The sequence below is a fragment of the Kineococcus endophyticus genome, assembly GCF_040796495.1.
GTDB lineage: Bacteria > Actinomycetota > Actinomycetes > Actinomycetales > Kineococcaceae > Kineococcus > Kineococcus endophyticus.
In genome coordinates, this window is record NZ_JBFNQN010000003.1 from 294,551 (window position 1) to 317,179 (window position 22,629).

A 22,629-nucleotide genomic window follows, 5' to 3' on the forward strand; every position below is an offset into this window, starting at 1 on the left:
CCAGATTCCATGTCCGTTCGGCCAGGCTCGCCCCCTCGCGGGTGGTCGAGAACCGGCGCGACGAAGGAGTAGAGAGTGATCCAGCAGGAGTCGCGGCTCAAGGTCGCCGACAACACGGGTGCCAAGGAGATCTTGTGCATCCGCGTGCTCGGTGGCTCCGGCCGCCGCTACGCCGGCATCGGTGACGTGATCGTGGCCACGGTCAAGGACGCCATCCCCGGCGGGAACGTCAAGAAGGGCGATGTGGTCAAGGCCGTCATCGTCCGCACCAAGAAGGAGCGTCGGCGTGCCGACGGTTCCTACATCCGTTTCGACGAGAACGCCGCCGTGATCCTCCGCGCCGACGGCGACCCGCGTGGCACCCGCATCTTCGGGCCCGTCGGTCGCGAGCTGCGCGAGAAGAAGTTCATGCGGATCATCTCGCTGGCACCGGAGGTGCTCTGACCATGGCGAAGTTGCGCATCAAGAAGGGTGACCTCGTGCAGGTCATCACCCGTGTCCGCGGGCGCAAGAACGAGGACGGCACCAAGACGTCCGACCTCGGCAAGCAGGGCAAGGTGCTCGAGGTGAACGCCGAGACGCAGCGCGTGCTGGTCGAGGGTGTGAACCGCATCAAGCGCCACACCAAGGCCCGCCCGGGTGTGGAGGGCGGCATCGTCGAGCGCGAGGCCCCCATCCACATCAGCAACGTGCAGCTCGTCGACCCGGAGACCAAGAAGCCGACCCGCGTCGGCATCCGCGAGGAGAAGGTCGAGCGCGACGGTCGCACCAAGACCAACCGCATCCGCGTCGCCAAGCGTTCCGGCAAGGACATCTGATGACCACCACCACTGAAGCGCGTGCCCTGCCTCGCCTGAAGCAGCGCTACCGCGAAGAGATCAAGGGTCAGCTGCACACGCAGTTCGCCTACCCGAACGTCATGCAGATCCCCGGCCTGGTCAAGGTCGTGGTGAACATGGGTGTCGGCGAGGCCGCTCGTGACTCCAAGCTGATCGACGGCGCCGTCCGCGACCTGACCGCCATCACGGGGCAGAAGCCGCAGATCACCAAGGCGCGCAAGTCCATCGCCCAGTTCAAGCTGCGCGAGGGCATGCCGATCGGTTGCCACACCACCCTGCGCGGGGACCGGATGTGGGAGTTCCTGGACCGCCTGGTGTCGCTCGCGCTGCCGCGCATCCGCGACTTCCGCGGCCTGTCGCCGAAGCAGTTCGACGGCAACGGCAACTACACCTTCGGTCTCAACGAGCAGTCGATGTTCCACGAGATCGACCAGGACAAGATCGACCGCGTCCGCGGCATGGACATCACGGTCGTGACGACGGCGAAGACCGACGACGAAGGCCGTGCGCTGCTGCGTGCTCTGGGCTTCCCGTTCAAGGAGAACTGACCGTGGCGAAGACCGCTCTGATCCACAAGGCCGCGCGCAAGCCCAAGTTCAAGGTGCGCGCCTACACCCGCTGCCAGCGCTGCGGTCGTCCGCACGCCGTGTACCGCAAGTTCGGCCTGTGCCGCGTCTGCGTGCGCGACATGGCGCACCGTGGCGAACTGCCCGGTGTGACCAAGAGCAGCTGGTGACTTCCCACTCCTGCACGACCCTGATCACTGAGACGCCGAAGGTCCGGCCCGCACTGCGTGGCGCGGAAACCGCGGCGAGGAAGGGCGGACGAGCCCGATGACGATGACTGACCCCATCGCGGACATGCTGACGCGTCTGCGGAACGCCAACTCGGCGTACCACGACACCGTCCAGATGCCGTACAGCAAGCTGAAGTCCCACATCGCCGAGATCCTCCAGGCCGAGGGCTACATCGCCTCCTGGACGGTCGAGGACGCCGAGGTGGGCAAGAAGCTGACGCTGAACCTGAAGTTCGGCCCCAACCGCGAGCGTGCGATCGCCGGCCTGCGCCGCGTGAGCAAGCCCGGTCTGCGGGTCTACGCGAAGTCGACGAACCTGCCCCGCGTGCTCGGTGGCCTCGGCGTGGCGATCCTGTCCACGTCCTCGGGGCTGCTGACCGACAAGCAGGCCAACAAGAAGGGCGTGGGTGGGGAAGTCCTCGCCTACGTCTGGTGAGGGAGGAGAACTCATGTCGCGCATCGGTCGACTCCCGATCACCGTCCCCTCGGGCGTGGACGTGACCATCGACGGCTCCGCCGTCACGGTCAAGGGCCCCAAGGGCGAGCTGAACCACACCGTCGCTTCGCCCATCGCGGTGGAGCGCTCCGAGGACGGGGCCCTGTCGGTCACCCGTCCCGACGACGAGCGCACCTCGCGCTCGCTGCACGGCCTGACCCGCACCCTGATCTCGAACATGGTCGAGGGTGTGACCAAGGGCTACGAGAAGAAGCTCGAGATCGTCGGCACGGGGTACCGCGTCACGGCCAAGGGCTCCGACCTCGAGTTCGCGCTCGGCTTCAGCCACCCGGTCGTCGTCAAGGCGCCCGCCGGCATCACCTTCGCCGTGGAGAGCAACACCAAGTTCTCCGTGGCGGGGATCGACAAGCAGCAGGTCGGCGAGGTCGCCGCGAACATCCGCAAGCTCCGCAAGCCCGACCCGTACAAGGGCAAGGGCGTGCGTTACGCCGGCGAGCAGATCCGCCGCAAGGTCGGAAAGGCTGGTAAGTGACCATGGGACTCTCCACCCAGAAGACCCAGAAGGGCACTGCGCCGGCGCGCAAGCGTCGCCACACCCGCGTGCGCAAGAAGGTCGTGGGCACCGCCGTGCGTCCTCGTCTCGTGGTCACGCGCTCCACGCGTCACGTGTTCGTCCAGGTCATCGACGACGCGGCGGGTCACACCCTGGCGTCGGCCTCGACCATGGAGGCGGACCTGCGCGCCAGCGGCGACGACAAGTCGGCCAAGGCCAAGGCCGTCGGCGTGCTCGTCGGCGAGCGGGCCAAGGCAGCCGGCATCGAGGCCGTGGTCTTCGACCGCGGCGGCAACCGCTACGCCGGGCGCGTCGCGGCGATCGCGGACGGCGCTCGTGAGGCGGGGCTGTCCCTGTGACCTACGAAGTCGATGAGATGAGGAACGTCTGATGCCTGGACCCCAGCGCCGAGGCGCCGGTGCGGCCGGCGGCGGCGACAACCGCGGCGGCGGCGACAACCGCGGGAACGACCGCGGCCGTGGTGGCCGCGACGGCGGCCGCGACAACCGTGGACGGGGCGACGCGGGCGACCGCGGCAACTTCGTCGAGCGCGTCGTGACCATCAACCGCGTCGCCAAGGTCGTCAAGGGCGGTCGTCGCTTCAGCTTCACGGCCCTCGTGGTCGTGGGTGACGGCGACGGCACCGTCGGTGTCGGCTACGGCAAGGCCAAGGAGGTGCCCGCGGCGATCGCCAAGGGTGTCGAGGAGGCCAAGAAGAACTTCTTCCGCGTCCCCAAGATCCAGGGGACCATCCCGCACCCCGTGCAGGGCGAGAAGGCGGCCGGCGTGGTCATGCTGCGCCCGGCCTCCCCGGGTACCGGTGTCATCGCCGGTGGTCCGGTCCGCGCCGTGCTCGAGTGCGCGGGCATCCACGACGTGCTGTCGAAGTCCCTGGGCTCCGACAACGCGATCAACATCGTCCACGCGACGATCGAGGCCCTGCGTGGTCTCGAGCGTCCCGAGCAGGTCGCGGCCCGCCGTGGTCTGCCGGTCGAGCACGTCGCTCCGGTCGCGCTCCTGCGCGCCCAGGCTGCGGGGGTGAACGGCTGATGGGTCGCATCAAGGTCACGCAGCTCAAGTCCGGCATCGGCGGCAAGCAGAACCAGCGCGACACGCTCCGCAGCCTCGGGCTCCACAAGATCGGGCAGTCGGTCGTCAAGGACGACAAGCCCGAGTTCCGTGGGATGGCCAACACCGTCGCGCACCTCGTGATGGTTGAGGAGGTCGACTGATGGCGAACCAGGGTGACCACGTCCTGAAGCTGCACCACCTGCGCCCCGCTCCGGGGTCGAACACCGCGAAGACCCGTGTGGGTCGCGGTGAGGGCAGCAAGGGCAAGACCGCCGGTCGCGGCACCAAGGGCACCAAGGCCCGCTACCAGGTGCCCGAGGCGTTCGAGGGCGGGCAGATGCCCCTCCACATGCGCCTGCCGAAGCTGCGCGGGTTCAAGAACCCGTTCCGCGTCGAGTTCCAGGTCGTCAACCTCGACAAGCTCGCGACCCTCTTCCCCGAGGGCGGCACCGTCGGTGTCGACGAGCTCGTCGCGAAGGGCGCGGTCCGCAAGGGCCAGCCCGTCAAGGTCCTCGGCACCGGTGAGGTGTCCGTGGCCCTGCAGGTGACGGCCGACAAGTTCTCGACCTCGGCGGCCGAGAAGATCGCGGCTGCGGGCGGTTCCACGACCGTCCGCTGACGCCCAGCACCACCGCCCACACGGCGGTAGCGGCGAGTGATCGCCTGCTACCGCCGTGTGTGCGTTTGCGGGGAGGTAGGGTCTACCAGAGCCCCACGCGTCCCGCTGGCAGCAGCGGACGGGGGAGTTCGTCTCACCCGCTGTGCCCGAAGCAACCTGTTCGGCCCAACCGTCCGACCAGTCAGGAACGACTCCGGCTCCTCCGGGAGCGCGGTGCAGGAGGTCGTAGTGCTCACCGCAATCGGTCGCGCCTTCCGGACGCCCGACCTGCGCCGCAAGCTGCTCTTCACGATCGGGATCATCGTCCTGGTCCGGCTGGGCTCCTTCGTGCCGGCGCCCGGGGTCTCGTACTCCGCCGTGCAGCAGTGCATCGACGTGGCGCAGACCGGCAACGACCTGCTCGGGCTGGCGAACCTCTTCTCCGGCGGCGCGCTCCTGCAGCTCAGCATCTTCGCGCTGGGGATCATGCCGTACATCACGGCGAGCATCATCATCCAGCTGCTGACGGTGGTGATCCCGCGCTTCGAGGCCCTCAAGAAGGAGGGTCAGCAGGGGACCAGCAAGCTCACGCAGTACACGCGGTACCTGACGATCGGCCTGGCCGTCCTGCAGTCGACGACCTACGTGACGATCGCCCGGGAGCCCTCGCGACTGTTCGGCACGTCCTGCAACGCCCAGGTGCTGCCCGACCAGAGCGTCCCGACGATCCTGCTGATGGTCCTCACGATGACGGCCGGCACCGGCCTCATCATGTGGCTCGGTGAGCTCGTCACCGAGCGCGGCGTCGGCAACGGGATGTCCCTGCTGATCTTCGCCCAGATCGCCGCGACCTTCCCGACCTCGTTGCTCGCCATCGGCCGCGAGCGCGGCTGGCTCACCTTCGCAGGGGTCGTCCTCATCGGCCTCGTCGTCGTGGCGGCCGTCGTGGCGGTCGAGCAGTCCCAGCGCCGGGTGCCCGTCCAGTACGCCAAACGGATGATCGGCCGGCGCATGTACGGCGGCACCTCGACGTACATCCCGCTCAAGGTCAACATGGCCGGCGTCATCCCGGTGATCTTCGCCTCGTCGCTGCTCTACCTGCCCGCCCTCGTGGCCCAGTTCAACGACCCGAACGCGGCCTGGGTGGCCTGGATCACCGACCACTTCACCAAGGGCGACCACCCGCTGTACATGGCGGTCTACTTCCTGCTCATCATCTTCTTCGCGTACTTCTACGTCGCGATCACGTTCAACCCGGACGAGGTCGCCGAGAACATGCGCAAGTACGGCGGTTTCATCCCCGGGGTGCGCGCCGGACGGCCCACCGCGGAGTACCTCGACTACATCCTCACCCGCATCACCCTGCCAGGATCGCTGTACCTGGGGCTCATCTCGCTGCTTCCCCTCATCGCGTTCGTGCTCTTCAATGCCAACACGAACTTCCCCTTCGGGGGCACGTCGATCCTGATCATCGTCGGGGTCGGGCTCGAGACGGTGAAGCAGATCGAGTCCCAGCTCCAGCAGCGCAACTACGAAGGGTTCTTGCGATGACACGTCTCGTCCTCCTCGGTCCGCCCGGTGCGGGCAAGGGCACCCAGGCCAAGCTCCTGTCCTCCCGCCTCGGCGTCCCCGCCATCTCGACCGGCGACATCTTCCGCGCGAACGTCGCGGAGGAGACCGAACTGGGCAAGACGGTCAAGGAGTACCTGGACGCCGGCAAGTACGTGCCGGACTCCGTCACCAACGCGATGGTCCGGGACCGGCTGCAGCAGCCGGACGCGGCCGACGGGTTCATCCTCGACGGCTACCCGCGCACGACCGACCAGGTCCGCGAACTCGACGACATGCTCCGCGAGATCGGGGCCAAGCTCGAGCACGTCCTGGAGATCACGGCCGACACCGACGAGCTGGTCCGCCGGCTGTCCAAGCGCGCCGTCGACCAGGGGCGCAGCGACGACACCGAGGACGTCATCCGCACCCGCCAGCAGGTCTACCTCGACCAGACCGCCCCGCTCGTGGAGGTCTACTCCGAGCGCGGCCTGCTGCGGTCGGTGGACGGGCTGGGGGAGATCTCGTCGGTGACCGAGCGCCTCGTCAAGGCCCTCGACCTGCCCGACGCCTGAGGCCGCCGGTGGTGTTCGGACGTGAACGGGTGGAGTACAAGACCCCCGAGCAGGTGCGCGCCATGCGCAAGGCCGGCCTGCTGACGTACGCCGCGCTGGAGAGCGTGCGCTCGGCCCTGCGGCCGGGCGTCACCCTCGCGGAGCTGGACGCCCTGGGTGCGGAGGTCATCCGCACCGGGGGAGGCACGTCGAACTTCCTGGGCTACCACGGGTACCCCAAGACGCTGTGCATCTCGGTGAACGAGGTCGTCGTCCACGGCATCCCGGGCGACCAGGTCCTCGCCGAGGGCGACGTCGTCTCCGTCGACGGCGGGTGCGTCGTCGACGGGTGGCACGGGGACTCGGCCTTCACGGCCATCGTGGGGGAGCCGGTCGACCCGGCCGACGCCGAGCTCGTCGAGATCACGCGCACCGCGCTGTGGGCCGGCATTGCCGCCCTCGACGCCCGTGGCCGCGTCGGCGACGTCGGTGCGGCCGTGGAGGACGCGGTCGACGGTCGCCTGGGCATCGTCGACGGCTACACCGGGCACGGCATCGGGACGGCCATGCACATGGCCCCCGAGGTCCTCAACTACCGGGTGCGCGAGAAGGGGCCGAAGGTCAAGCCCGGCCTCGTCCTGGCCATCGAGCCCATGTGCACCCGCGGCGGCATCGAGACCGACGTCCTCGCCGACGACTGGACCGTCGTGACGTCCGACGGGACCCGCGCCGCGCACTGGGAGCACACCGTCGCCGTCCTCGACGAGGGCCTGTGGGTGCTGACCGCGCCCGACGGGGGAGCCTCCGAGCTCGCCGCGTACGGCATCACCGTCCCCGAGGGCTGAACCGCCCCGGACGCGACCGGTTGCGCTGCAAGGGGGACGAGCGGCATGATCGCCCGATTTCGCCCTCGGCGCGCCGTCGCGTAAGCTTGACCGTCGGTCCGCCATGCCTCCCGTTGGGTCCACCAGCGGGGCCGGGCTGACTCCAACCGACACTTGATGAAAAGCGGAGGACATGCCGAAGAAGGACGGCGTCATCGAGATCGAAGGCACCGTGATCGAAGCCCTGCCGAACGCGATGTTCCGCGTCGAGCTGAGCAACGGTCACAAGGTGCTCGCCCACATCTCCGGGAAGATGCGTCAGCACTACATCCGCATCCTCCCCGAGGACCGGGTGGTCGTCGAGCTCAGCCCCTACGACCTGTCCCGCGGGCGCATCGTCTACCGCTACAAGTGACCACCCACTGGCCGCCGGCCCGTCCCGAGCTCGGGGCGGGTTCAGCACGACCGGAGACACGATGAAGGTCAAGCCGAGCGTCAAGAAGATCTGCGACAAGTGCAAGGTGATCCGCCGTCACGGGCGGGTCATGATCATCTGCGACAACCTGCGCCACAAGCAGCGCCAGGGCTGACGCAGCGGGTCACACCGCCGCACGACCCGCAGTCCTCGCCGAGGACGCGCACCCCATACGCAGGACCCGCCGACCGCGCCCGTCAGGGCCGGTGCGGTGACACCCCCGGTCGGAGGCCGGGGACCCGCTCGAGACGGCGGGACCGGTCCTGTGGCAGACCTCCGCGACAGAAGAGGGACCATCCCGCATGGCACGTCTCGTCGGCGTCGACCTCCCCCGCGAAAAGCGGCTGGAGATCGCGCTCACGTACATCTACGGCGTCGGTCGCACCCGCGCCCAGGAGACCCTGGCCGCGACGGGCGTCAGCCCGGACCTGCGCGTCCGGGACCTGACGGACGACGACCTGGTCGCGCTGCGCGACCACATCGAGGGCAACTACCGCGTCGAGGGTGACCTCCGCCGCGAGGTGGCCGCCGACATCCGCCGCAAGGTGGAGATCGGTTGCTACGCCGGTCTGCGGCACCGCCGCGGCCTGCCCGTCCGCGGGCAGCGCACCAAGACCAACGCGCGCACCCGCAAGGGCCCGAAGCGCACCGTGGCCGGCAAGAAGAAGGCCGGTCGCAAGTAAGCAGTGCGCGGCCCCCCACCGGGTCGCCTCGCGAACCCCAGGGTTCGCCCTCGAAGCCAGTCGTCGCAGTCCACCAGGAGTCCGGAGAGCATGCCTCCCAAGAGCCGTCAGGCCAGTGCGACGCGCAAGCCGCGTCGCAAGGAGAAGAAGAACGTCGCGCACGGCCACGCGCACATCAAGTCGACGTTCAACAACACGATCGTCTCGATCACCGACCCGACGGGCGCGGTCATCGCGTGGGCGTCGGCCGGTCAGGTCGGGTTCAAGGGGTCCCGCAAGTCGACCCCCTTCGCCGCGCAGATGGCCGCCGAGGCGGCCGCCCGTCGTGCGCAGGAGCACGGCATGCGCAAGGTCGACGTCTTCGTCAAGGGCCCGGGTTCGGGCCGCGAGACCGCGATCCGCTCGCTCCAGGCCACCGGCCTGGAGGTCGGCGCGATCCAGGACGTGACCCCCAGCCCGCACAACGGCTGCCGTCCGCCCAAGCGTCGGCGCGTCTGACGAGGGTGCGGCCCTGACCCCCACCGTCGCGGTGGGGGTCGGGGCCGTCCCGATCGGAACCCAGTTCTAGCAGTCAGACCCCGTCGGCGGACCGATGTCGACGGGCGTGCGGGGCGTCATATGGCGGACGCCCGCGGGAAGGAACCTCCGTGCTGATCGCACAGCGCCCCACCCTCACCGAGGACGTCGTCGACGAGTACCGCTCGCGCTTCGTCATCGAACCCCTCGAGCCCGGCTTCGGGTACACCCTCGGCAACTCGCTGCGCCGCACCCTGCTGTCGTCCATCCCGGGCGCCGCGGTGACGAGCCTGCGCATCGACGGTGTGCTCCACGAGTTCACCTCCGTGCCGGGTGTGAAGGAGGACGTCACCGAGATCGTCCTCAACGTGAAGAACCTCGTCGTCTCCTCCGAGCACGACGAACCCGTCGTGATGTACCTGCGCAAGCAGGGCCCGGGCGCGGTCACCGCGGCCGACATCGCCCCGCCCGCGGGTGTCGAGGTCCACAACCCCGACCTGCACATCGCGACGCTCAACGGCAAGGGCAAGCTCGAGCTGGAGCTGACGGTCGAGCGCGGCCGCGGCTACGTCTCGGCGGCGCAGAACAAGTCCGGCGAGCAGGAGATCGGCCGGATCCCGGTCGACTCGATCTACTCGCCGGTCCTGAAGGTGACGTACAAGGTCGAGGCGACCCGCGTCGAGCAGCGGACGGACTTCGACCGCCTCGTCGTGGACGTGGAGACCAAGCACGCCATCTCCCCGCGCGACGCCGTCGCCTCCGCCGGCAAGACGCTGGTCGAGCTGTTCGGCCTGGCGCGCGAGCTCAACGTCGAGGCCGAAGGCATCGACATGGGCCCCTCGCCGACCGACGCCGCGCTCGCGGCCGACCTCGCGCTCGAGATCGAGGCGCTGGACCTCACGGTCCGCTCCTACAACTGCCTCAAGCGCGAGGGCATCCACACCGTCGGCGAACTGGTCTCGCGCAGCGAGGCCGACCTGCTCGACATCCGCAACTTCGGGCAGAAGTCCATCGACGAGGTCAAGGCCAAGCTGGTCGGCATGGGCCTGCACCTCAAGGACTCCCCGCCCGGGTTCGACCCGAGCGCCGTCGTCAACGACTTCGAGGACGACGACCAGTCGTTCGCCGAGGACGAGCAGCTCTGACCGTCCGCAGCCGCACGCTCTGAGAACGCGCGCGGCAACACCGAGGAGACAACACAATGCCCACCCCCACCAAGGGTCCGCGGCTCGGCGGCGGGCCGGCCCACGAGAAGCTCATCATCGCCAACCTGGCGACTGCGCTCTTCGAACACCGCAGCATCACCACGACCGAGGCCAAGGCGAAGCGGCTCCGTCCGCACGCCGAGCGCCTCATCACGTTCGCGAAGAAGGGTGACCTGGCGGCCCGCCGCGAGGTCATGAAGACGGTGCGCGACAAGTCCGTCGTGCACTTCCTCTTCACCGAGATCGCCCCGGCCATGGCCGAGCGCAACGGTGGCTACACCCGCATCGTGAAGATCGGTCCCCGCAAGGGTGACAACGCCCCCATGGCCGTGATCCAGCTCGTCATGGAGCCGGTCAGCGCCAAGCAGGGCGTCGTCCGCGAGGCCGAGCAGGCCGCTGCGGCGACCGCTCCGGCCGAGGAGACCCCGGCCGAGGAGACCGCCGCGGCCGAGTCGACCGAGGACACCACCTCGGACGCGGTCGAGGTCGACGCCGCCGAGGCCGACCCGAGCGACGAGAACACCGAGAAGAAGGACCAGGCCTGAGCGCCTCCCTTCCCGCTGACGAGCCCGTCCTCCCCGACACCGGGGAGGGCGGGCTCGTCCGCGTCCGGCTCGACCTCGGCTACGACGGGACGCACTTCGCGGGCTGGGCCGAACAGCCGGGCCTGCGGACCGTCCAGGGTGAGCTGACCGCCGGCCTGGGGCGGGTGCTGCGGCTCGACCCGGCGCCGCGCCTGACCGTGGCCGGGCGCACCGACGCCGGGGTGCACGCCTCCGGCCAGGTGGCCCACGTCGACGTCCCGGCGGCCGCGTGGGCGGCCGTGCCGGGGCGCTCCGACGCTCCGCCCGGGACGGCCCTCGTGCGGCGCCTGGCGGGCGTCCTGCCGCCCGACGTGCGCGTCCACGGCGCCCGGCAGGCCCCTGCGGGTTTCGACGCGCGGTTCGGCGCCCTGCGGCGCCGCTACGCCTACCGGGTCTGCGACGACCCCGCCGGCGTCCCGCCGTTGCGGCGCTTCGACGTGCTGCACCACCGCCGACCCCTCGACGTCACCGCCATGGACCTCGCGGCCCGCAGCCTCGTCGGGCTGCGCGAGTTCGCGGCCTTCTGCAAGCCCCGCGACGGGGCCACCACCGTCCGCACCCTCCTGGCCTACTCGTGGCGGCGCACGGACGACGGGCTGCTCCTCGCCGACGTCCAGGCCGACGCGTTCTGCCACTCGATGGTCCGCGCGCTGGTGGGTGCGGCCCTCGCGGTCGGCGACGGCCGCCGCGACGTGGACTGGCCCCGCCTCGTGCAGGACCGCGCGGTGCGCGACCCCGCCGTCGCGGTCGTCGGACCCCAGGGCCTGACGCTGGAGGAGGTCGCCTACCCCGCCGACGCCGACCTCGCCGCCCGCGTCGCGCAGTCCCGCGCCGTCCGCACCCTCCCCTGAGACCGCCTCTGCCCGCGTGGAAACCACTCTTTCCGCCCTCCTGCAACGCTGCAGGAGGGCGGAGGGAGTGTTTTCCACGCGGGCCCGGGCGGGACTGGGCCGGGCGGGTGAGGGGTGGGTGGGGCGCGGGGTCGGGCGTGCGGCAGGCTGGTGCGTGTGCCCACGCTCGTCGTCGTCCGCCACGCCAAGGCCGACTCGCCGGTAGGACTGCAGGACATCGCCCGCCCCCTCGCCGACCGTGGCAAGGCCGACGCGGAGGAGGCGGGACGCTGGCTGCGCGAGCACGTCGGCGCGTGCGACCTGCTCCTCAGCTCGCCCGCCCGCCGGACCGAGGAGACGACGGCCCGGCTGCTCGACGGCTGGGGCGTCGCCCCCGTCATCGTCGACGAGGAACGGCTCTACGAGGCCACGCTGGGCGACCTGCTGCGGATCGTCCGCGGTCTGGACACCGAGACCGCGGACGCCACCGTCGTCCTCGTGGCCCACAACCCCGGTGTCAGCGCCCTCGTGGAGGCACTGACGGGCGAGGTCGTCCAGCTGCGGACCGCGGGCATCGCGGTCCTGGACGTCGCGGGGGACTGGGCGGACGCCGACACGACGAGCTGCGCCCTGCGCCTGCAGCACACCGCCCGCGCGGACACCGACGGTCGGGAAACCAGCGGCGGGCACTGACCCCGACCCGTCAGACTGGCCGCTCACGCACGACAGGAGCAGGGCAGTGGCTGGAACAACGGGTGGGCACGTCGACGTCGCAGGGCTGAGCCACGAGCTCCCCGACGGGCGGCCCCTGCTGAGCGAGGTGTCCTTCCGTGTCGCGGACGGGTCGACCACCGCTCTCATCGGTCCCAACGGCACGGGGAAGACGACGCTGCTGCGGCTCGTCGCGGGCGACGAGCCGGTCCAGGAGGGGTCGGTCAACCGCAGCGGTGGCCTCGGCGTCATGCGCCAGTTCGTCGGCTCGGTCCGCGACGGCACGACCGTGGCCGAGCTGCTCGTCTCCGTCGCCCCCGCGCCCCTGCGGGAGGCCTTCGCGGCCGTCGAGGCGGCGGAGGCGGCCATGGTCGAGCAGGAGACCGAGAAGTCCCAGCTGCGGTACGCGCAGGCCCTGGCCGACTTCGGCGACGCCGGCGGCTACGAGCAGGAGGTGCTGTGGGACGAGTGCACCCACGCCGCCCTCGGGGTCTCCTTCGACACCTGCCGCAACCGGCTCGTGCGGACGCTGTCCGGGGGTGAGCAGAAGCGGCTCGTCCTGGAGGCGCTGCTGCGCGGTCCCGAGGGCGTCCTGCTCCTGGACGAGCCGGACAACTACCTGGACGTGCCCGGCAAGCGCTGGCTCGAGGAGCAGCTGCGCACCACGCCGAAGTCGGTGCTGCTCGTCAGCCACGACCGCGAGCTCCTCGCCGCCGCCGCCGACCGCATCGTGACGCTCGAACCGGGAGCGGTCGGGGCGGTCTCCTGGACGCACGGCGGCTCGTTCGCCGACTACGGCGCCGCCCGGCAGGCCCGCGGGGAGCGGCTGGAGGAGCTGCGCCGCCGCTGGGACGAGGAGCGCGTCAAGCTGCGCACGCTCGTCGTGACGCTGCGGGAGAAGTCGAAGTTCAACGACGGCATGTCCTCGCGCTACGCCGCCGCGCAGACGCGGCTGGCGAAGTTCGAGGAGGCGGGCCCGCCGCAGGCCCCGCCCGTCGCCCAGGACGTCCGCATGCGCCTGCGGGGCGGGCGCACCGGCAAGCGCGCCGTCGTCGTCGAGGGGCTGGAGCTGACCGGCCTCATGCAGCCGTTCGACGCCGAGCTGTGGCTGGGGGACCGCGTCGCCGTGCTGGGCTCCAACGGGTCGGGCAAGTCGCACTTCCTGCGGCTGCTGGCCGCCGGCGGGTCCGACCCGGACGCCGAGCACCGTCCGGTCGACGAGCACGTCCCCGACCCCGTGCACCACAGGGGCGCCGTGCGGCTCGGGGCGCGGGTGCGGCCGGGCTGGTTCGCCCAGACCCACGAGCAGCCGGCCCTCGTGGGCCGGTCCCTGCTCGACGTCCTGCACCGCGGCAACTCCCACCGCGACGGCCTCGACCGCGAGGCCGCCTCGCGGGCGCTGGACCGGTACGGGCTCGCCGAGGCGGCCGAGCAGCTCTTCGAGAACCTGTCCGGAGGCCAGCAGGCGAGGTTGCAGATCCTGCTGCTGGAGCTGTCCGGGGCCACCCTGCTCCTGCTGGACGAACCGACGGACAACCTCGACCTGCACTCGGCCGAGGCGCTCGAGCAGGCCCTGGCCGCCTTCGAGGGCACGGTCGTGGCCGTCACCCACGACCGGTGGTTCGCCCGCGGCTTCGACCGCTTCCTGCTGTTCGGGGAGGACGGCCGCGTCGTGGAGACCCCCGAGCCCGTGTGGGACGTGCGGCGCGTCGAGCGCGTCCGCTGACGACCGCGCCCCGGGCGGGAGCCGTTTTGACCCGCCCGGTGGACGGCGGGTAACGTCGGTGGTCGTTGTGCCCACGCAGTGCCTGCCACAGGGCGCCGGGATCTCCCGGCGCCGGAGGACTCGAGCGCGGGCCCAGTCCGCAACAAGTCCGAGGAGATGGGCAACCCCCGTGCGCACGTTCACCCCGAAGCCGGGCGACATCGACCGCCGTTGGCTCGTCATCGACGCGGAGGACGTCGTCCTGGGCCGTCTGGCCGTCCAGGCCGCCACCCTCCTGCGCGGCAAGCACAAGGCGACGTTCGCCCCGCACGTCGACGGTGGCGACTACGTCATCATCGTCAACGCCGCCAAGGTCGCCCTGACGGGCTCCAAGCGCGAGCAGAAGGTCGCCTACCGCCACTCGGGCTACCCGGGCGGCCTCAAGGCGACCAGCTACGTCGAGCTGCTCGACAAGAACCCGGAGAAGGCCGTCGAGAAGGCCATCCGCGGCATGATCCCCAAGAACTCGCTCGGCCGTCAGGTCCTGAGCAAGCTCAAGGTCTACGCGGGCCCCGAGCACCCGCACGCGGCGCAGCAGCCCGAGACCTTCACGATCACCCAGGTCGCGCAGTGAGCCGCGGCACCAACCCGGCCAACTGAGCGAAGCGAGGAGCATCGTGAGCGAGTACACGACCACGACGGACGACGTCGTCGAGGACATCACCGAGACCGACGAGTTCGACGGGACCTACACGTCCGAGTCGTCCGCGCCGGCCACCGGCGGCAACAGCATCATCGCCCCCGGCGGGGCCACCGGCCGCCGCAAGGAGGCCGTCGCCCGCGTCCGCATCGTCCCCGGCTCCGGCCAGTGGAAGATCAACGGCCGCGAGCTGGACGACTACTTCCCGAACAAGGTGCACCAGCAGCTCGTCAACGAGCCGTTCCGCGTCACCGCGCTCGAGGGCTCGTTCGACGTCATCGCCCGCATCCACGGCGGTGGCTCGTCCGGCCAGGCCGGCGCCCTGCGCCTCGGCGTGGCCCGCGCGCTCAACGCGGTGGACCTCGAGGCCAACCGCCCGGCGCTGAAGAAGGCCGGGTTCCTGACCCGCGACCCGCGCGCCATCGAGCGCAAGAAGGCCGGTCTGAAGAAGGCCCGCAAGGCGCCGCAGTTCAGCAAGCGCTGATCCGGCGCTCGCCGGCCGGCCGACGCCGGCCGGCGAGTACCGTCACGACGGCCCCGGGAGCTCTCCCGGGGCCGTCGTGGTGTCTGGGGCCCGTGTCCGGCAGTGGCGCGGCCCGTGAACGCAGGGAGAGGACGACAGGGTGGGGCGGCTCTTCGGGACCGACGGTGTGCGGGGTCTGGCGAACGTCGACCTGACCGCCGAGATGGCGCTCGGGCTGGCGGCGGCCGCGGCCACCGTCCTCGTCGACGAGGGCGGGACGGCGCACCCGCGCGCCCTCGTGGCCCGCGACCCGCGCGCGTCCGGGGAGTTCCTGTCGGCCGCGGTCGTGGCCGGGCTGGCGAGCTCCGGCGTGGACGTCCTGGACATCGGCGTCGTCCCCACCCCTGCGCTGGCCCACCTCGTCGACACCTCCGGCGCCGACTTCGGCGTCATGCTCTCGGCCTCGCACAACGCCATGCCGGACAACGGGTTGAAGATCTTCGCCCGTGGCGGCACGAAGCTGCCCGACGACGTCGAGGACCGCATCGAGGCGGCCTACCGCGCGGGAGCCCCGCGCCGACCGACCGGGAGCGGCGTCGGGCGCGCCCACGCGGGCCCGGACGTCGAGCAGGACGCCCAGGACAGCTACGTCGACCACCTCCTGTCCACCCTGCCGGGGGGCCCCGGGTCCCTCGCGGGGCTGCACGTGGTCGTCGACTGCGCCAACGGCGCCGCCAGCGCCATCTCGCCGCGCGTCCTGCGCGAGGCCGGGGCGCGTGTCACGACGCTGTACGCCGCCCCCGACGGGCTGAACATCAACGACGGCTGCGGGTCCACGCACCTCGGCCCGGTGACGGCCGCCGTCGTCGAGCACGGCGCCGACCTGGGCCTCGCGCACGACGGGGACGCCGACCGCTGCCTCGCCGTCGACGCCGCCGGGAACGCCGTCGACGGCGACCAGATCATGGCCGTCCTCGCGCTGGCCCTGCGCGACCGCGGGCAGCTCACCGAGGGCACCCTCGTGGCGACGGTGATGAGCAACCTCGGCCTCAAGCTCGCCATGCAGCGCGAGGGCGTCACCGTCGTCGAGACGGGCGTCGGTGACCGGTACGTGCTGGAGGCGCTGAACGCCGGCGGCTGGAGCATCGGTGGGGAGCAGAGCGGTCACGTCGTCCTGCCCGAGCACGCGACGACGGGGGACGGCGTCCTCACGGGGTTGCAGCTGGCGGCGCGGATGGCCGAGACGGGGCGCACCCTCGCCGACCTCGCCTCCGTCGTGGAGCGGCTGCCGCAGGTGCTCGTCAACGTCCGCGGCGTCGACAAGTCCCGTGCGGGCGCCGACGCCGAGCTGCTGGCCGCGGTCGCCGAGGCCGAGCGCGAGCTGGGGGAGACGGGCCGGGTGCTGCTGCGCCCCAGCGGGACCGAACCGCTCGTGCGGGTCATGGTCGAGGCCGCGCACACGCAGCACGCCCAGGACGTGGCCGACCGCTTGGCGGACGTCGTGCGGGCACGCCTGGCCTTGTGAGCGTGCGGGCACGCCTGGCCTTGTGAGCGTGCGGAAACGCCTCGCGCTCTGACGTCCCGTTCTGGCTGACTGGGGACGTGCTCCCCGCCCTGACGCTCCGCTCGACGTCCTCGACCGACCCCGTGCGGGGCGCGTGGGCGCAGGACCACTTCGACCGCTGGTACGACGCGCTGGCGGCCGCGGAGGCGCTCGACCGGCCAGATCCCTCCACCTGGCGCCGCGGGGAGCTGCGGGCGCTGCTGGAACGCGGTTCGTCGGACGAGCGGATGCACGTGCTCCTCGCCGAGGAGAACGGTGACGTCGTGGGGGTGGCCGACGTCCGCTGCAGCCTGGCCGACAACCGGCACGTGGCCGTCGTGCACGTCGCCGTCCCGCCCGCCCACCGGCGTCGCGGGGTGGGGTCGGCGCTGCTGGCAGCGGCCCTGGAGGTGGCCGCGGCCGAGGGCCGGACGACCGTGCGGGTGCGCGTCGACCGCCCGGCCGAGCGCGACCCGCGGAGCTGGCCGGGATCCGTCGCCGCCGCGCGCTGGGGGTTCGGTGCCGGTCTGCTCACCGCCCGCCGGCAGCTGCCCCTCCCGCCGGCCGCCGACCGCCTCGCGGCGCTCGAGGCGGCGACCGCGCCGCACGCCACCGGGTACCGGGTGCGCGCCTACGCCGGGCCGGTGCCCGAGGCGGACCTGGAGGAGATGGCCCGCCTGACGGCCCGGATGAGCACCGACGCCCCCAACGGCGACCTCGCGGTCGAACCCGAGCACTGGGACGCCGAGCGCATTCGCGAGGTGGAGGCCGTCCGGGTGGCGCAGGGGCGCCACCAGTGGCTGGCGGTCGCCCAGGACGTGCAGGGACACCTCGTCGCCTACACGGTCCTCGTCCGCTCCGACCACGAACCGGAACGGCTCATCCAGCTCGACACCCTCGTGCTGGCCGAGCACCGCGGCCACCGCCTGGGGACGCTGGTGAAACTGGCCTGCTTGCGCCGGGCCCTCGTCGACAACCCTGCGGCGCAGCGGGTCTCGACGTGGAACGCGGTGTCGAACGCGCCGATGGTCGCCGTCAACGAGGCGCTCGGGTTCGTCCTCGACGAGTTCCTGGAGGAGCTCGAGGCGCCCCTGGACCGGGTGGTTCAGACCTTGCGCAACCGCACCTGACGCACCGAGTGGTCGGGCCCCTTCTGCAGCACGCAGGTGGCCCGGCCGCGCGTCGGCAGCACGTTCTCGGCGAGGTTGGGGCCGTTGATCTCGTTCCAGATGCCCCGCGCCCGCGCCACGGCCTCGTCGTCGGTGAACGAGGCGTAGCGGTGGAAGTACGACTGCGGGTCGGAGAACGCGGTGCGCCGCAGCTCGAGGAACCGGTCCACGTACCAGGTGCGGACGTCCTCGCTGCGCGCGTCGACGTACAGGGAGAAGTCGAAGTAGTCGCTGACGGCGACGCCCTGCGTCCCGTCGGCGCGCACGCGCGCCGGTTGCAGGACGTTGAGGCCCTCGACGATGAGGACGTCCGGCCGGCGGACGAGGATCTCCTCGCCGGGGACGATGTCGTAGACGAGGTGGGAGTACACCGGTGCCCGCACCTCGGGCACCCCCGACTTCACGGCCGCGAGGAACCGCAGCAGCGCCCGCCGGTCGTAGCTCTCCGGGAAGCCCTTGCGGTGCAGGATGCCCCGCCGTTCCAGCTCGGCGTTCGGCAGCAGGAACCCGTCGGTCGTCACGAGTTCGACGCGCGGCGTCTCGGGCCAGTGCGACAGCAGTTCGCGCAGGACGCGGGCCGTCGTGGACTTGCCGACCGCGACCGAGCCGGCGATGCCGATGACGAACGGCGTGCGCTGGACGGCCTCGCCCAGGAAGGTCGACGTCGCCGCGTGCAGCGACCCGGCGGACCGGTCGTACAGCGTCAGCAACCGGGACAGCGGGAGGTAGACCTCCTCGACCTCGCGCAGGTCGACGCGGTCGCCGAGCCCCCGCAGGCGGGCGACGTCCTCGGCCGTGAGCGTGAGGGGGGTGTTGGCCCGCAGCGCGCTCCAGTGCGCCCGGTCCAGGACGACGTACGGGGTGGGCGAGCCGGCCGGGCCGGGGGAGGGGTGGGTCGCGGAGGAGTTCGTCGTCGCGGCCGTTCTCACCGGCGTGAGGCTACCGGGTGACGGAGCGGGCGCGGGTGACCGGGACGGGCCCCTGCGGACCGTACCCTCGTGCCCATGTGCGGAATCGTCGGGTACGTGGGGTCCCCCCAGCGCGGGGACGGGGCGGGCGTCGAGGTCGTCCTCGAGGGGCTGCGGCGCCTGGAGTACCGCGGCTACGACTCGGCCGGCATCGCCGTCGTCACGCCCGACGGCGTCCGGACGCGCAAGAAGGCCGGCAAGCTCGCCAACCTCGTCGAGCAGCTGCAGGCCGACCCGCTGCCCGCGGCGACGACGGCCATCGGGCACACCCGCTGGGCGACCCACGGCGGCCCGACCGACGCGAACGCGCACCCGCACGTCGGGGTCGGCGGCCGCGTCGCCGTCATCCACAACGGCATCGTCGAGAACTTCGCGACGCTGCGCGCGGAGCTGCTCGAGGCCGGTGTCGAGTTCACGAGCGAGACCGACACCGAGGTCGTCGCGCACCTGCTCGCCCGGGCCTGCGAGCCGGCGGACGGGCCCCTGGACCTCGCCGCCGCCATGCGCGCCGTCTGCGCCCGGCTCGAGGGTGCGTTCACGCTCCTCGCCGTCCACGCCGACGCACCCGGCACGATCGTCGGCGCCCGCCGGAACTCCCCGCTCGTCGTCGGCCTCGGCGACGGTGCGAACTACCTCGGCTCCGACGTCGCCGCGTTCATCGCCTCGACGCGCGACGCGCTCGAGCTCGGCCAGGACCAGGTCGTCACGATCACCCCCGACAGCGTGGTCGTCACCGGGTTCGACGGGTCGCCCGCGCAGGGTCGCCGGTTCCACGTCGACTGGGACGCCGCGGCCGCCGAGAAGGGGGGTTTCCCGTCCTTCATGGCCAAGGAGATCCACGACCAGCCGCAGGCCATCGCCGACACCCTCCTCGGCCGCGTCGACGCGAACGGGCGGTTGCAGCTGGACGAGATGAACATCTCCGAGGCGGAACTGCGGACGATCGACAAGATCGTCGTCATCGCCTGCGGCACCGCCGCCTACGCGGGCCAGGTCGCGAAGTACGCCATCGAGCACTGGTGCCGGATCCCCGTCGAGGTCGAACTCGCCCACGAGTTCCGCTACCGCGACCCCGTCGTCTCCGAGCGCACGCTCGTCGTCGCGATCTCCCAGTCGGGGGAGACGATGGACACGATCATGGCCGTCCGGCACGCCCGCGAGCAGGGCGCCAAGGTGCTCGCGATCTGCAACACGAACGGGTCGACGATCCCGCGCGAGTCCGACGCGGTGCTCTACACGCACGCGGGCCCCGAGATCGCCGTCGCCTCGACGAAGGCGTTCCTCGCCCAGATCACCGCCTGCTACCTGCTCGGTCTGTTCCTGGCCCAGCTGCGCGGCAACAAGTTCTCCGACGAGGTGGCCGAGGTCCTCGCGCAGCTGCACGAGATCCCGGGTCAGGTCCGCCAGGTCCTCGACGGCCTCGAGCAGGTCCGCGAGATCGCCCGCTACATGGCCGACACCCGCTCGGTGCTGTTCCTCGGCCGGCACGTCGGCTACCCCGTGGCGATGGAGGGGGCGCTGAAGTTGAAGGAACTCGCCTACATCCACGCGGAGGGTTTCGCGGCGGGCGAGCTGAAGCACGGGCCCATCGCCCTCGTCGAACCCGGTCAGCCGGTGTTCGTCGTCGTGCCGAGCCCGCGCGGACGGGACTCGTTGCACTCCAAGGTCGTCTCGAACATCCAGGAGGTCCGCGCGCGCGGGGCGCGGACGCTCGTCATCGCCGAGCACGGCGACACGGCCGTCGAACCGTACGCCGACGTCGTCATCCGCGTGCCCCGGACGTCCACGCTGCTCTCGCCCCTGCTGGCGGTCGTGCCGCTGCAGGTCTTCGCCTGCGAACTGGCGACCGCCAAGGGCCTCGACGTCGACCAGCCGCGCAACCTCGCCAAGTCCGTCACGGTGGAGTGACCCCCGCCGTCGGGTGGCCGCGAGCCGCGTGGGAACGTGACGCCCGCGGACGCCGTCGGCGGAGGGACAGCACTGGTGATCATCGGCATCGGGATCGACGTCGTGGACGTCGCCCGTTTCAGACGTCAGGTCGAGCGCACGCCGCTCCTGCTCGAACGGCTCTTCGGCGACGGTGAACGCGGCCTGCCCGCGGAGTCGCTCGCGGCGCGGTTCGCGGCCAAGGAGGCCGTCGCCAAGGCGCTCGGCGCGCCCGTCGGCCTCGTGTGGCGCGACGTCGTCGTCGAGCGCGAGGACGGGCACCGGCCGGAGATCGTCGTGCGGGGCAGCGCGAAGAAGATCGCCAAGGAGATGGGTGTGGCCACCTTCCACCTGTCCCTGTCGCACGACGCGGGCATCGCGACCGCCATGGTGGTCGCCGAGTCGAAGTGACCTCCACGTGAGCACGGTCCCCGGGGAGCGCCCGGGCGCGCGTCCGGGGAGGGTGGGCCCGTGATCCCCGCGCTCCGCACCGAGGACGTCCGCCGCACCGAGGCCGCCGCCCTGGCGGCCCTGCCCCCGGGCACCCTCATGCAGCGCGCCGCGTCGGCCCTCGCCGTCGCGTGCGCGGACGTCCTGCGCGAGAGCACGGGCGGTGTCACCGGTCGCACGGTCGTCGTGCTGGCCGGGCCGGGGGACAACGGCGGGGACGCGCTGTTCGCCGCGGCCCGGCTCGCCCGCCGCGGCGTCGCCGTCACCGCGCTGCTCACCGCCGACCGCGTGCACGACGAGGCCCTCGCCGACGCGCACCGCGCCGGGGTCCGCAGCCGCGCGTGGCGCACCGGCGACGAGGACGTCTGCGCCGCAGCCGACCTGCTCCTGGACGGCATCGCCGGGATCGGCGGCCGCGGGGGCCTGCGACCCGCGTTCGAGGGCCTGTCCGCGCTCGACGGTCCCGCCGTCGTGGCCGTCGACCTGCCGTCGGGCCTCGACGCCGACACCGGTGCGGTGACGGGGGAGGTGCTCGCCGCCGACCTCACCGTGACGTTCGGCACGGCGAAGCCCGTGCACCTGCTCGGCCCGGCCGCGGCGCTGTGCGGGCGGCTGCTCGTCGCCGACATCGGCCTGACCGACCTGCCCGCGGCGGCCGTCGAACGCGTCGAGCCCGCCGACGTCGCGGCGCGTTGGCGCCGGCCCCGGCCCTCGGACGACAAGTACTCCCGCGGCGTCGTCGGCGTCGTCGCGGGGGGACCGGACTACACCGGGGCGGCCGTCCTCGCCGTCGAGGCCGCCGTCCGCGCGGGCGCCGGGATGGTCCGGTACGTGGGGCCGGCGCACCCGACCGAGCTCGTCCGGCACGCCCGGCCCGAGGTCGTCGCCGGCCCGGGGCGCGTGCAGGCGTGGGTGCTGGGCCCGGGGGTGTCCCCGGACGACCCCGAGCAGCAGGCCCGCGTCCGGGAGGCCCTGGCGGGCGGCGAACCGGCCGTGGTCGACGCCGGGGCGCTCGCGGACCTGCCCGCGCTCGGGCCGCAGCACGTGCTCACCCCGCACGCCGGGGAGCTGGCGCGCCTCCTCGGGACGGAACGGTCCGCCGTGGAGGCCGACCCGCTCACCCACGCCCGCCGCGTCCACGAGGAGACGGGCGCGACCGTCCTGCTCAAGGGGACGGTGACGACCGTCGTCGGCGCCCGGGTCCTCACCGCGGCCGCCGCACCCGCCTGGCTCGCGACCGCGGGTGCCGGGGACGTGCTCGCCGGGATCCTCGGCACCGCGCTCGCGGGTCTGCGCGACCCGCGAGACCCCGAGGCCGTCGCGTTCGCCGCCGCCGACGCCGCCGTCCTGCACGGCCGGGCCGCAGCGCTCGCCTCCGCCGGCGGGCCCCTCGCCGCGCTCGACGTCGCGCAGGCCGTCCCGGCCGCGCTGACGTCGCTGCCGGGGTGGGACGCGCCCTGA

The 22,629-nt window shown here is 72.1% G+C and carries 30 protein-coding genes; 29 read left to right on the forward strand and 1 reads right to left on the reverse strand.

All coding sequences use genetic code 11. The features are described from left to right. The first annotated feature begins 75 nt into the window (after nt 1-75). The 26 genes from rplN (at nt 76) to AB1207_RS05750 (ending at nt 17,785) form a co-directional block, all read left to right on the forward strand. The gene (gene rplN / locus AB1207_RS05625) at nt 76-444 is read left to right on the forward strand and encodes a 50S ribosomal protein L14 (RefSeq protein WP_012084971.1); all 369 of its coding nucleotides are present in this window, start codon (nt 76-78) and stop codon (nt 442-444) included. A 2-nt stretch (nt 445-446) separates the two neighbouring features. Beyond that, nucleotides 447-818, forward strand: a complete 372-nt coding sequence (rplX, locus tag AB1207_RS05630) for a 50S ribosomal protein L24 (protein WP_106209611.1) — start codon at nt 447-449, stop codon at nt 816-818. Then, nucleotides 818-1,387 carry a 50S ribosomal protein L5 gene (gene rplE, locus AB1207_RS05635; protein WP_367636837.1) on the forward strand — a complete coding sequence of 190 codons (570 nt, stop codon included), beginning with the start codon at nt 818-820 and terminating at the stop codon, nt 1,385-1,387. Before rplX ends, rplE begins: the two co-directional genes overlap by 1 nt. A 2-nt stretch (nt 1,388-1,389) precedes the next feature. After that, nucleotides 1,390-1,575 carry a type Z 30S ribosomal protein S14 gene (locus tag AB1207_RS05640; RefSeq protein WP_367636839.1) on the forward strand — a complete coding sequence of 62 codons (186 nt, stop codon included), beginning with the start codon at nt 1,390-1,392 and terminating at the stop codon, nt 1,573-1,575. A gap of 97 nt (nt 1,576-1,672) precedes the next feature. Next, the gene (gene rpsH, locus AB1207_RS05645; RefSeq protein WP_367636841.1) at nt 1,673-2,071 is read left to right on the forward strand and encodes a 30S ribosomal protein S8; all 399 of its coding nucleotides are present in this window, start codon (nt 1,673-1,675) and stop codon (nt 2,069-2,071) included. Between the two features lie 13 nt (nt 2,072-2,084). Beyond that, a complete protein-coding gene (gene rplF / locus AB1207_RS05650; RefSeq protein WP_367636843.1) occupies nt 2,085-2,624 on the forward strand; it encodes a 50S ribosomal protein L6 in 540 nt (179 codons plus the stop codon). A gap of 2 nt (nt 2,625-2,626) precedes the next feature. After that, nucleotides 2,627-3,004, forward strand: a complete 378-nt coding sequence (gene rplR / locus AB1207_RS05655) for a 50S ribosomal protein L18 (RefSeq protein WP_437178877.1) — start codon at nt 2,627-2,629, stop codon at nt 3,002-3,004. 31 nt (nt 3,005-3,035) lie between these two features. Next, nucleotides 3,036-3,695 (forward strand): 30S ribosomal protein S5, encoded by a 660-nt coding sequence (rpsE, locus tag AB1207_RS05660; protein ID WP_367636844.1) that lies wholly within the window; start codon nt 3,036-3,038, stop codon nt 3,693-3,695. Next, nucleotides 3,695-3,877 carry a 50S ribosomal protein L30 gene (gene rpmD / locus AB1207_RS05665; protein ID WP_367636846.1) on the forward strand — a complete coding sequence of 61 codons (183 nt, stop codon included), beginning with the start codon at nt 3,695-3,697 and terminating at the stop codon, nt 3,875-3,877. The genes rpsE and rpmD overlap by 1 nt, the downstream gene beginning before the upstream one ends. After that, nucleotides 3,877-4,335, forward strand: a complete 459-nt coding sequence (gene rplO / locus AB1207_RS05670; RefSeq protein ID WP_367636847.1) for a 50S ribosomal protein L15 — start codon at nt 3,877-3,879, stop codon at nt 4,333-4,335. The genes rpmD and rplO overlap by 1 nt, the downstream gene beginning before the upstream one ends. Nucleotides 4,336-4,563: 228 nt before the next feature. Continuing rightward, nucleotides 4,564-5,865 carry a preprotein translocase subunit SecY gene (secY, locus tag AB1207_RS05675; RefSeq protein WP_367636849.1) on the forward strand — a complete coding sequence of 434 codons (1,302 nt, stop codon included), beginning with the start codon at nt 4,564-4,566 and terminating at the stop codon, nt 5,863-5,865. Continuing rightward, nucleotides 5,862-6,437 carry an adenylate kinase gene (locus tag AB1207_RS05680; protein WP_367636850.1) on the forward strand — a complete coding sequence of 192 codons (576 nt, stop codon included), beginning with the start codon at nt 5,862-5,864 and terminating at the stop codon, nt 6,435-6,437. Before secY ends, AB1207_RS05680 begins: the two co-directional genes overlap by 4 nt. Before the next feature lie 8 nt (nt 6,438-6,445). After that, nucleotides 6,446-7,261 (forward strand): type I methionyl aminopeptidase, encoded by an 816-nt coding sequence (gene map, locus AB1207_RS05685; RefSeq protein ID WP_367636852.1) that lies wholly within the window; start codon nt 6,446-6,448, stop codon nt 7,259-7,261. 172 nt (nt 7,262-7,433) lie between these two features. Then, nucleotides 7,434-7,655 carry a translation initiation factor IF-1 gene (gene infA / locus AB1207_RS05690; protein ID WP_012084955.1) on the forward strand — a complete coding sequence of 74 codons (222 nt, stop codon included), beginning with the start codon at nt 7,434-7,436 and terminating at the stop codon, nt 7,653-7,655. A 61-nt stretch (nt 7,656-7,716) separates the two neighbouring features. After that, nucleotides 7,717-7,830 (forward strand): 50S ribosomal protein L36, encoded by a 114-nt coding sequence (gene rpmJ / locus AB1207_RS05695; protein ID WP_106209588.1) that lies wholly within the window; start codon nt 7,717-7,719, stop codon nt 7,828-7,830. Nucleotides 7,831-8,017: 187 nt separating this feature from the next. Then, the gene (gene rpsM / locus AB1207_RS05700; RefSeq protein ID WP_366172883.1) at nt 8,018-8,398 is read left to right on the forward strand and encodes a 30S ribosomal protein S13; all 381 of its coding nucleotides are present in this window, start codon (nt 8,018-8,020) and stop codon (nt 8,396-8,398) included. Between the two features lie 90 nt (nt 8,399-8,488). Then, complete coding sequence (gene rpsK, locus AB1207_RS05705) at nt 8,489-8,896, forward strand: 30S ribosomal protein S11 (protein ID WP_366172881.1); 408 nt, start codon at nt 8,489-8,491, stop codon at nt 8,894-8,896. Between the two features lie 149 nt (nt 8,897-9,045). Further along, nucleotides 9,046-10,059, forward strand: coding sequence for a DNA-directed RNA polymerase subunit alpha (locus tag AB1207_RS05710; RefSeq protein ID WP_367636854.1), 1,014 nt, complete (start codon nt 9,046-9,048; stop codon nt 10,057-10,059). A 56-nt stretch (nt 10,060-10,115) separates the two neighbouring features. Then, the gene (gene rplQ, locus AB1207_RS05715; RefSeq protein ID WP_367636855.1) at nt 10,116-10,664 is read left to right on the forward strand and encodes a 50S ribosomal protein L17; all 549 of its coding nucleotides are present in this window, start codon (nt 10,116-10,118) and stop codon (nt 10,662-10,664) included. Beyond that, nucleotides 10,661-11,554 (forward strand): tRNA pseudouridine synthase A, encoded by an 894-nt coding sequence (locus AB1207_RS05720; RefSeq protein WP_367636938.1) that lies wholly within the window; start codon nt 10,661-10,663, stop codon nt 11,552-11,554. Before rplQ ends, AB1207_RS05720 begins: the two co-directional genes overlap by 4 nt. Nucleotides 11,555-11,710: 156 nt before the next feature. Beyond that, nucleotides 11,711-12,226 carry a SixA phosphatase family protein gene (locus AB1207_RS05725; protein ID WP_367636856.1) on the forward strand — a complete coding sequence of 172 codons (516 nt, stop codon included), beginning with the start codon at nt 11,711-11,713 and terminating at the stop codon, nt 12,224-12,226. 46 nt (nt 12,227-12,272) lie between these two features. Further along, nucleotides 12,273-13,970, forward strand: a complete 1,698-nt coding sequence (locus AB1207_RS05730; RefSeq protein ID WP_367636857.1) for an ATP-binding cassette domain-containing protein — start codon at nt 12,273-12,275, stop codon at nt 13,968-13,970. A 169-nt stretch (nt 13,971-14,139) separates the two neighbouring features. Further along, nucleotides 14,140-14,583 carry a 50S ribosomal protein L13 gene (rplM, locus tag AB1207_RS05735; RefSeq protein ID WP_367636858.1) on the forward strand — a complete coding sequence of 148 codons (444 nt, stop codon included), beginning with the start codon at nt 14,140-14,142 and terminating at the stop codon, nt 14,581-14,583. An 85-nt stretch (nt 14,584-14,668) separates the two neighbouring features. Then, nucleotides 14,669-15,133, forward strand: coding sequence for a 30S ribosomal protein S9 (gene rpsI / locus AB1207_RS05740; protein WP_367636939.1), 465 nt, complete (start codon nt 14,669-14,671; stop codon nt 15,131-15,133). A 139-nt stretch (nt 15,134-15,272) separates the two neighbouring features. After that, nucleotides 15,273-16,637, forward strand: coding sequence for a phosphoglucosamine mutase (glmM, locus tag AB1207_RS05745; protein ID WP_367636859.1), 1,365 nt, complete (start codon nt 15,273-15,275; stop codon nt 16,635-16,637). 77 nt (nt 16,638-16,714) lie between these two features. Next, entirely contained in the window at nt 16,715-17,785 is a 1,071-nt protein-coding gene (locus AB1207_RS05750) for a GNAT family N-acetyltransferase (protein WP_367636860.1), read from the forward strand. Here the strand turns inward: AB1207_RS05750 and coaA are convergent. Continuing rightward, on the reverse strand, nt 17,761-18,753 hold the full coding sequence (gene coaA, locus AB1207_RS05755; RefSeq protein ID WP_437178870.1) for a type I pantothenate kinase: 993 nt from the start codon (nt 18,751-18,753) through the stop codon (nt 17,761-17,763). The two genes, AB1207_RS05750 and coaA, sit on opposite strands and share 25 nt — an antisense overlap. A gap of 75 nt (nt 18,754-18,828) precedes the next feature. On the opposite strand from coaA, the gene glmS reads away from it, so the two are divergent. The 3 genes from glmS to AB1207_RS05770 all read left to right on the forward strand — a co-directional run bounded on the left by glmS (nt 18,829) and on the right by AB1207_RS05770 (nt 22,629). Further along, nucleotides 18,829-20,700: a glutamine--fructose-6-phosphate transaminase (isomerizing) gene (gene glmS, locus AB1207_RS05760; protein ID WP_367636861.1), complete on the forward strand. Its 1,872-nt coding sequence runs from the start codon at nt 18,829-18,831 to the stop codon at nt 20,698-20,700. A gap of 75 nt (nt 20,701-20,775) precedes the next feature. Continuing rightward, nucleotides 20,776-21,129 carry a holo-ACP synthase gene (locus tag AB1207_RS05765; protein ID WP_367636942.1) on the forward strand — a complete coding sequence of 118 codons (354 nt, stop codon included), beginning with the start codon at nt 20,776-20,778 and terminating at the stop codon, nt 21,127-21,129. 60 nt (nt 21,130-21,189) lie between these two features. After that, on the forward strand, nt 21,190-22,629 hold the full coding sequence (locus AB1207_RS05770) for an NAD(P)H-hydrate epimerase (protein WP_367636863.1): 1,440 nt from the start codon (nt 21,190-21,192) through the stop codon (nt 22,627-22,629).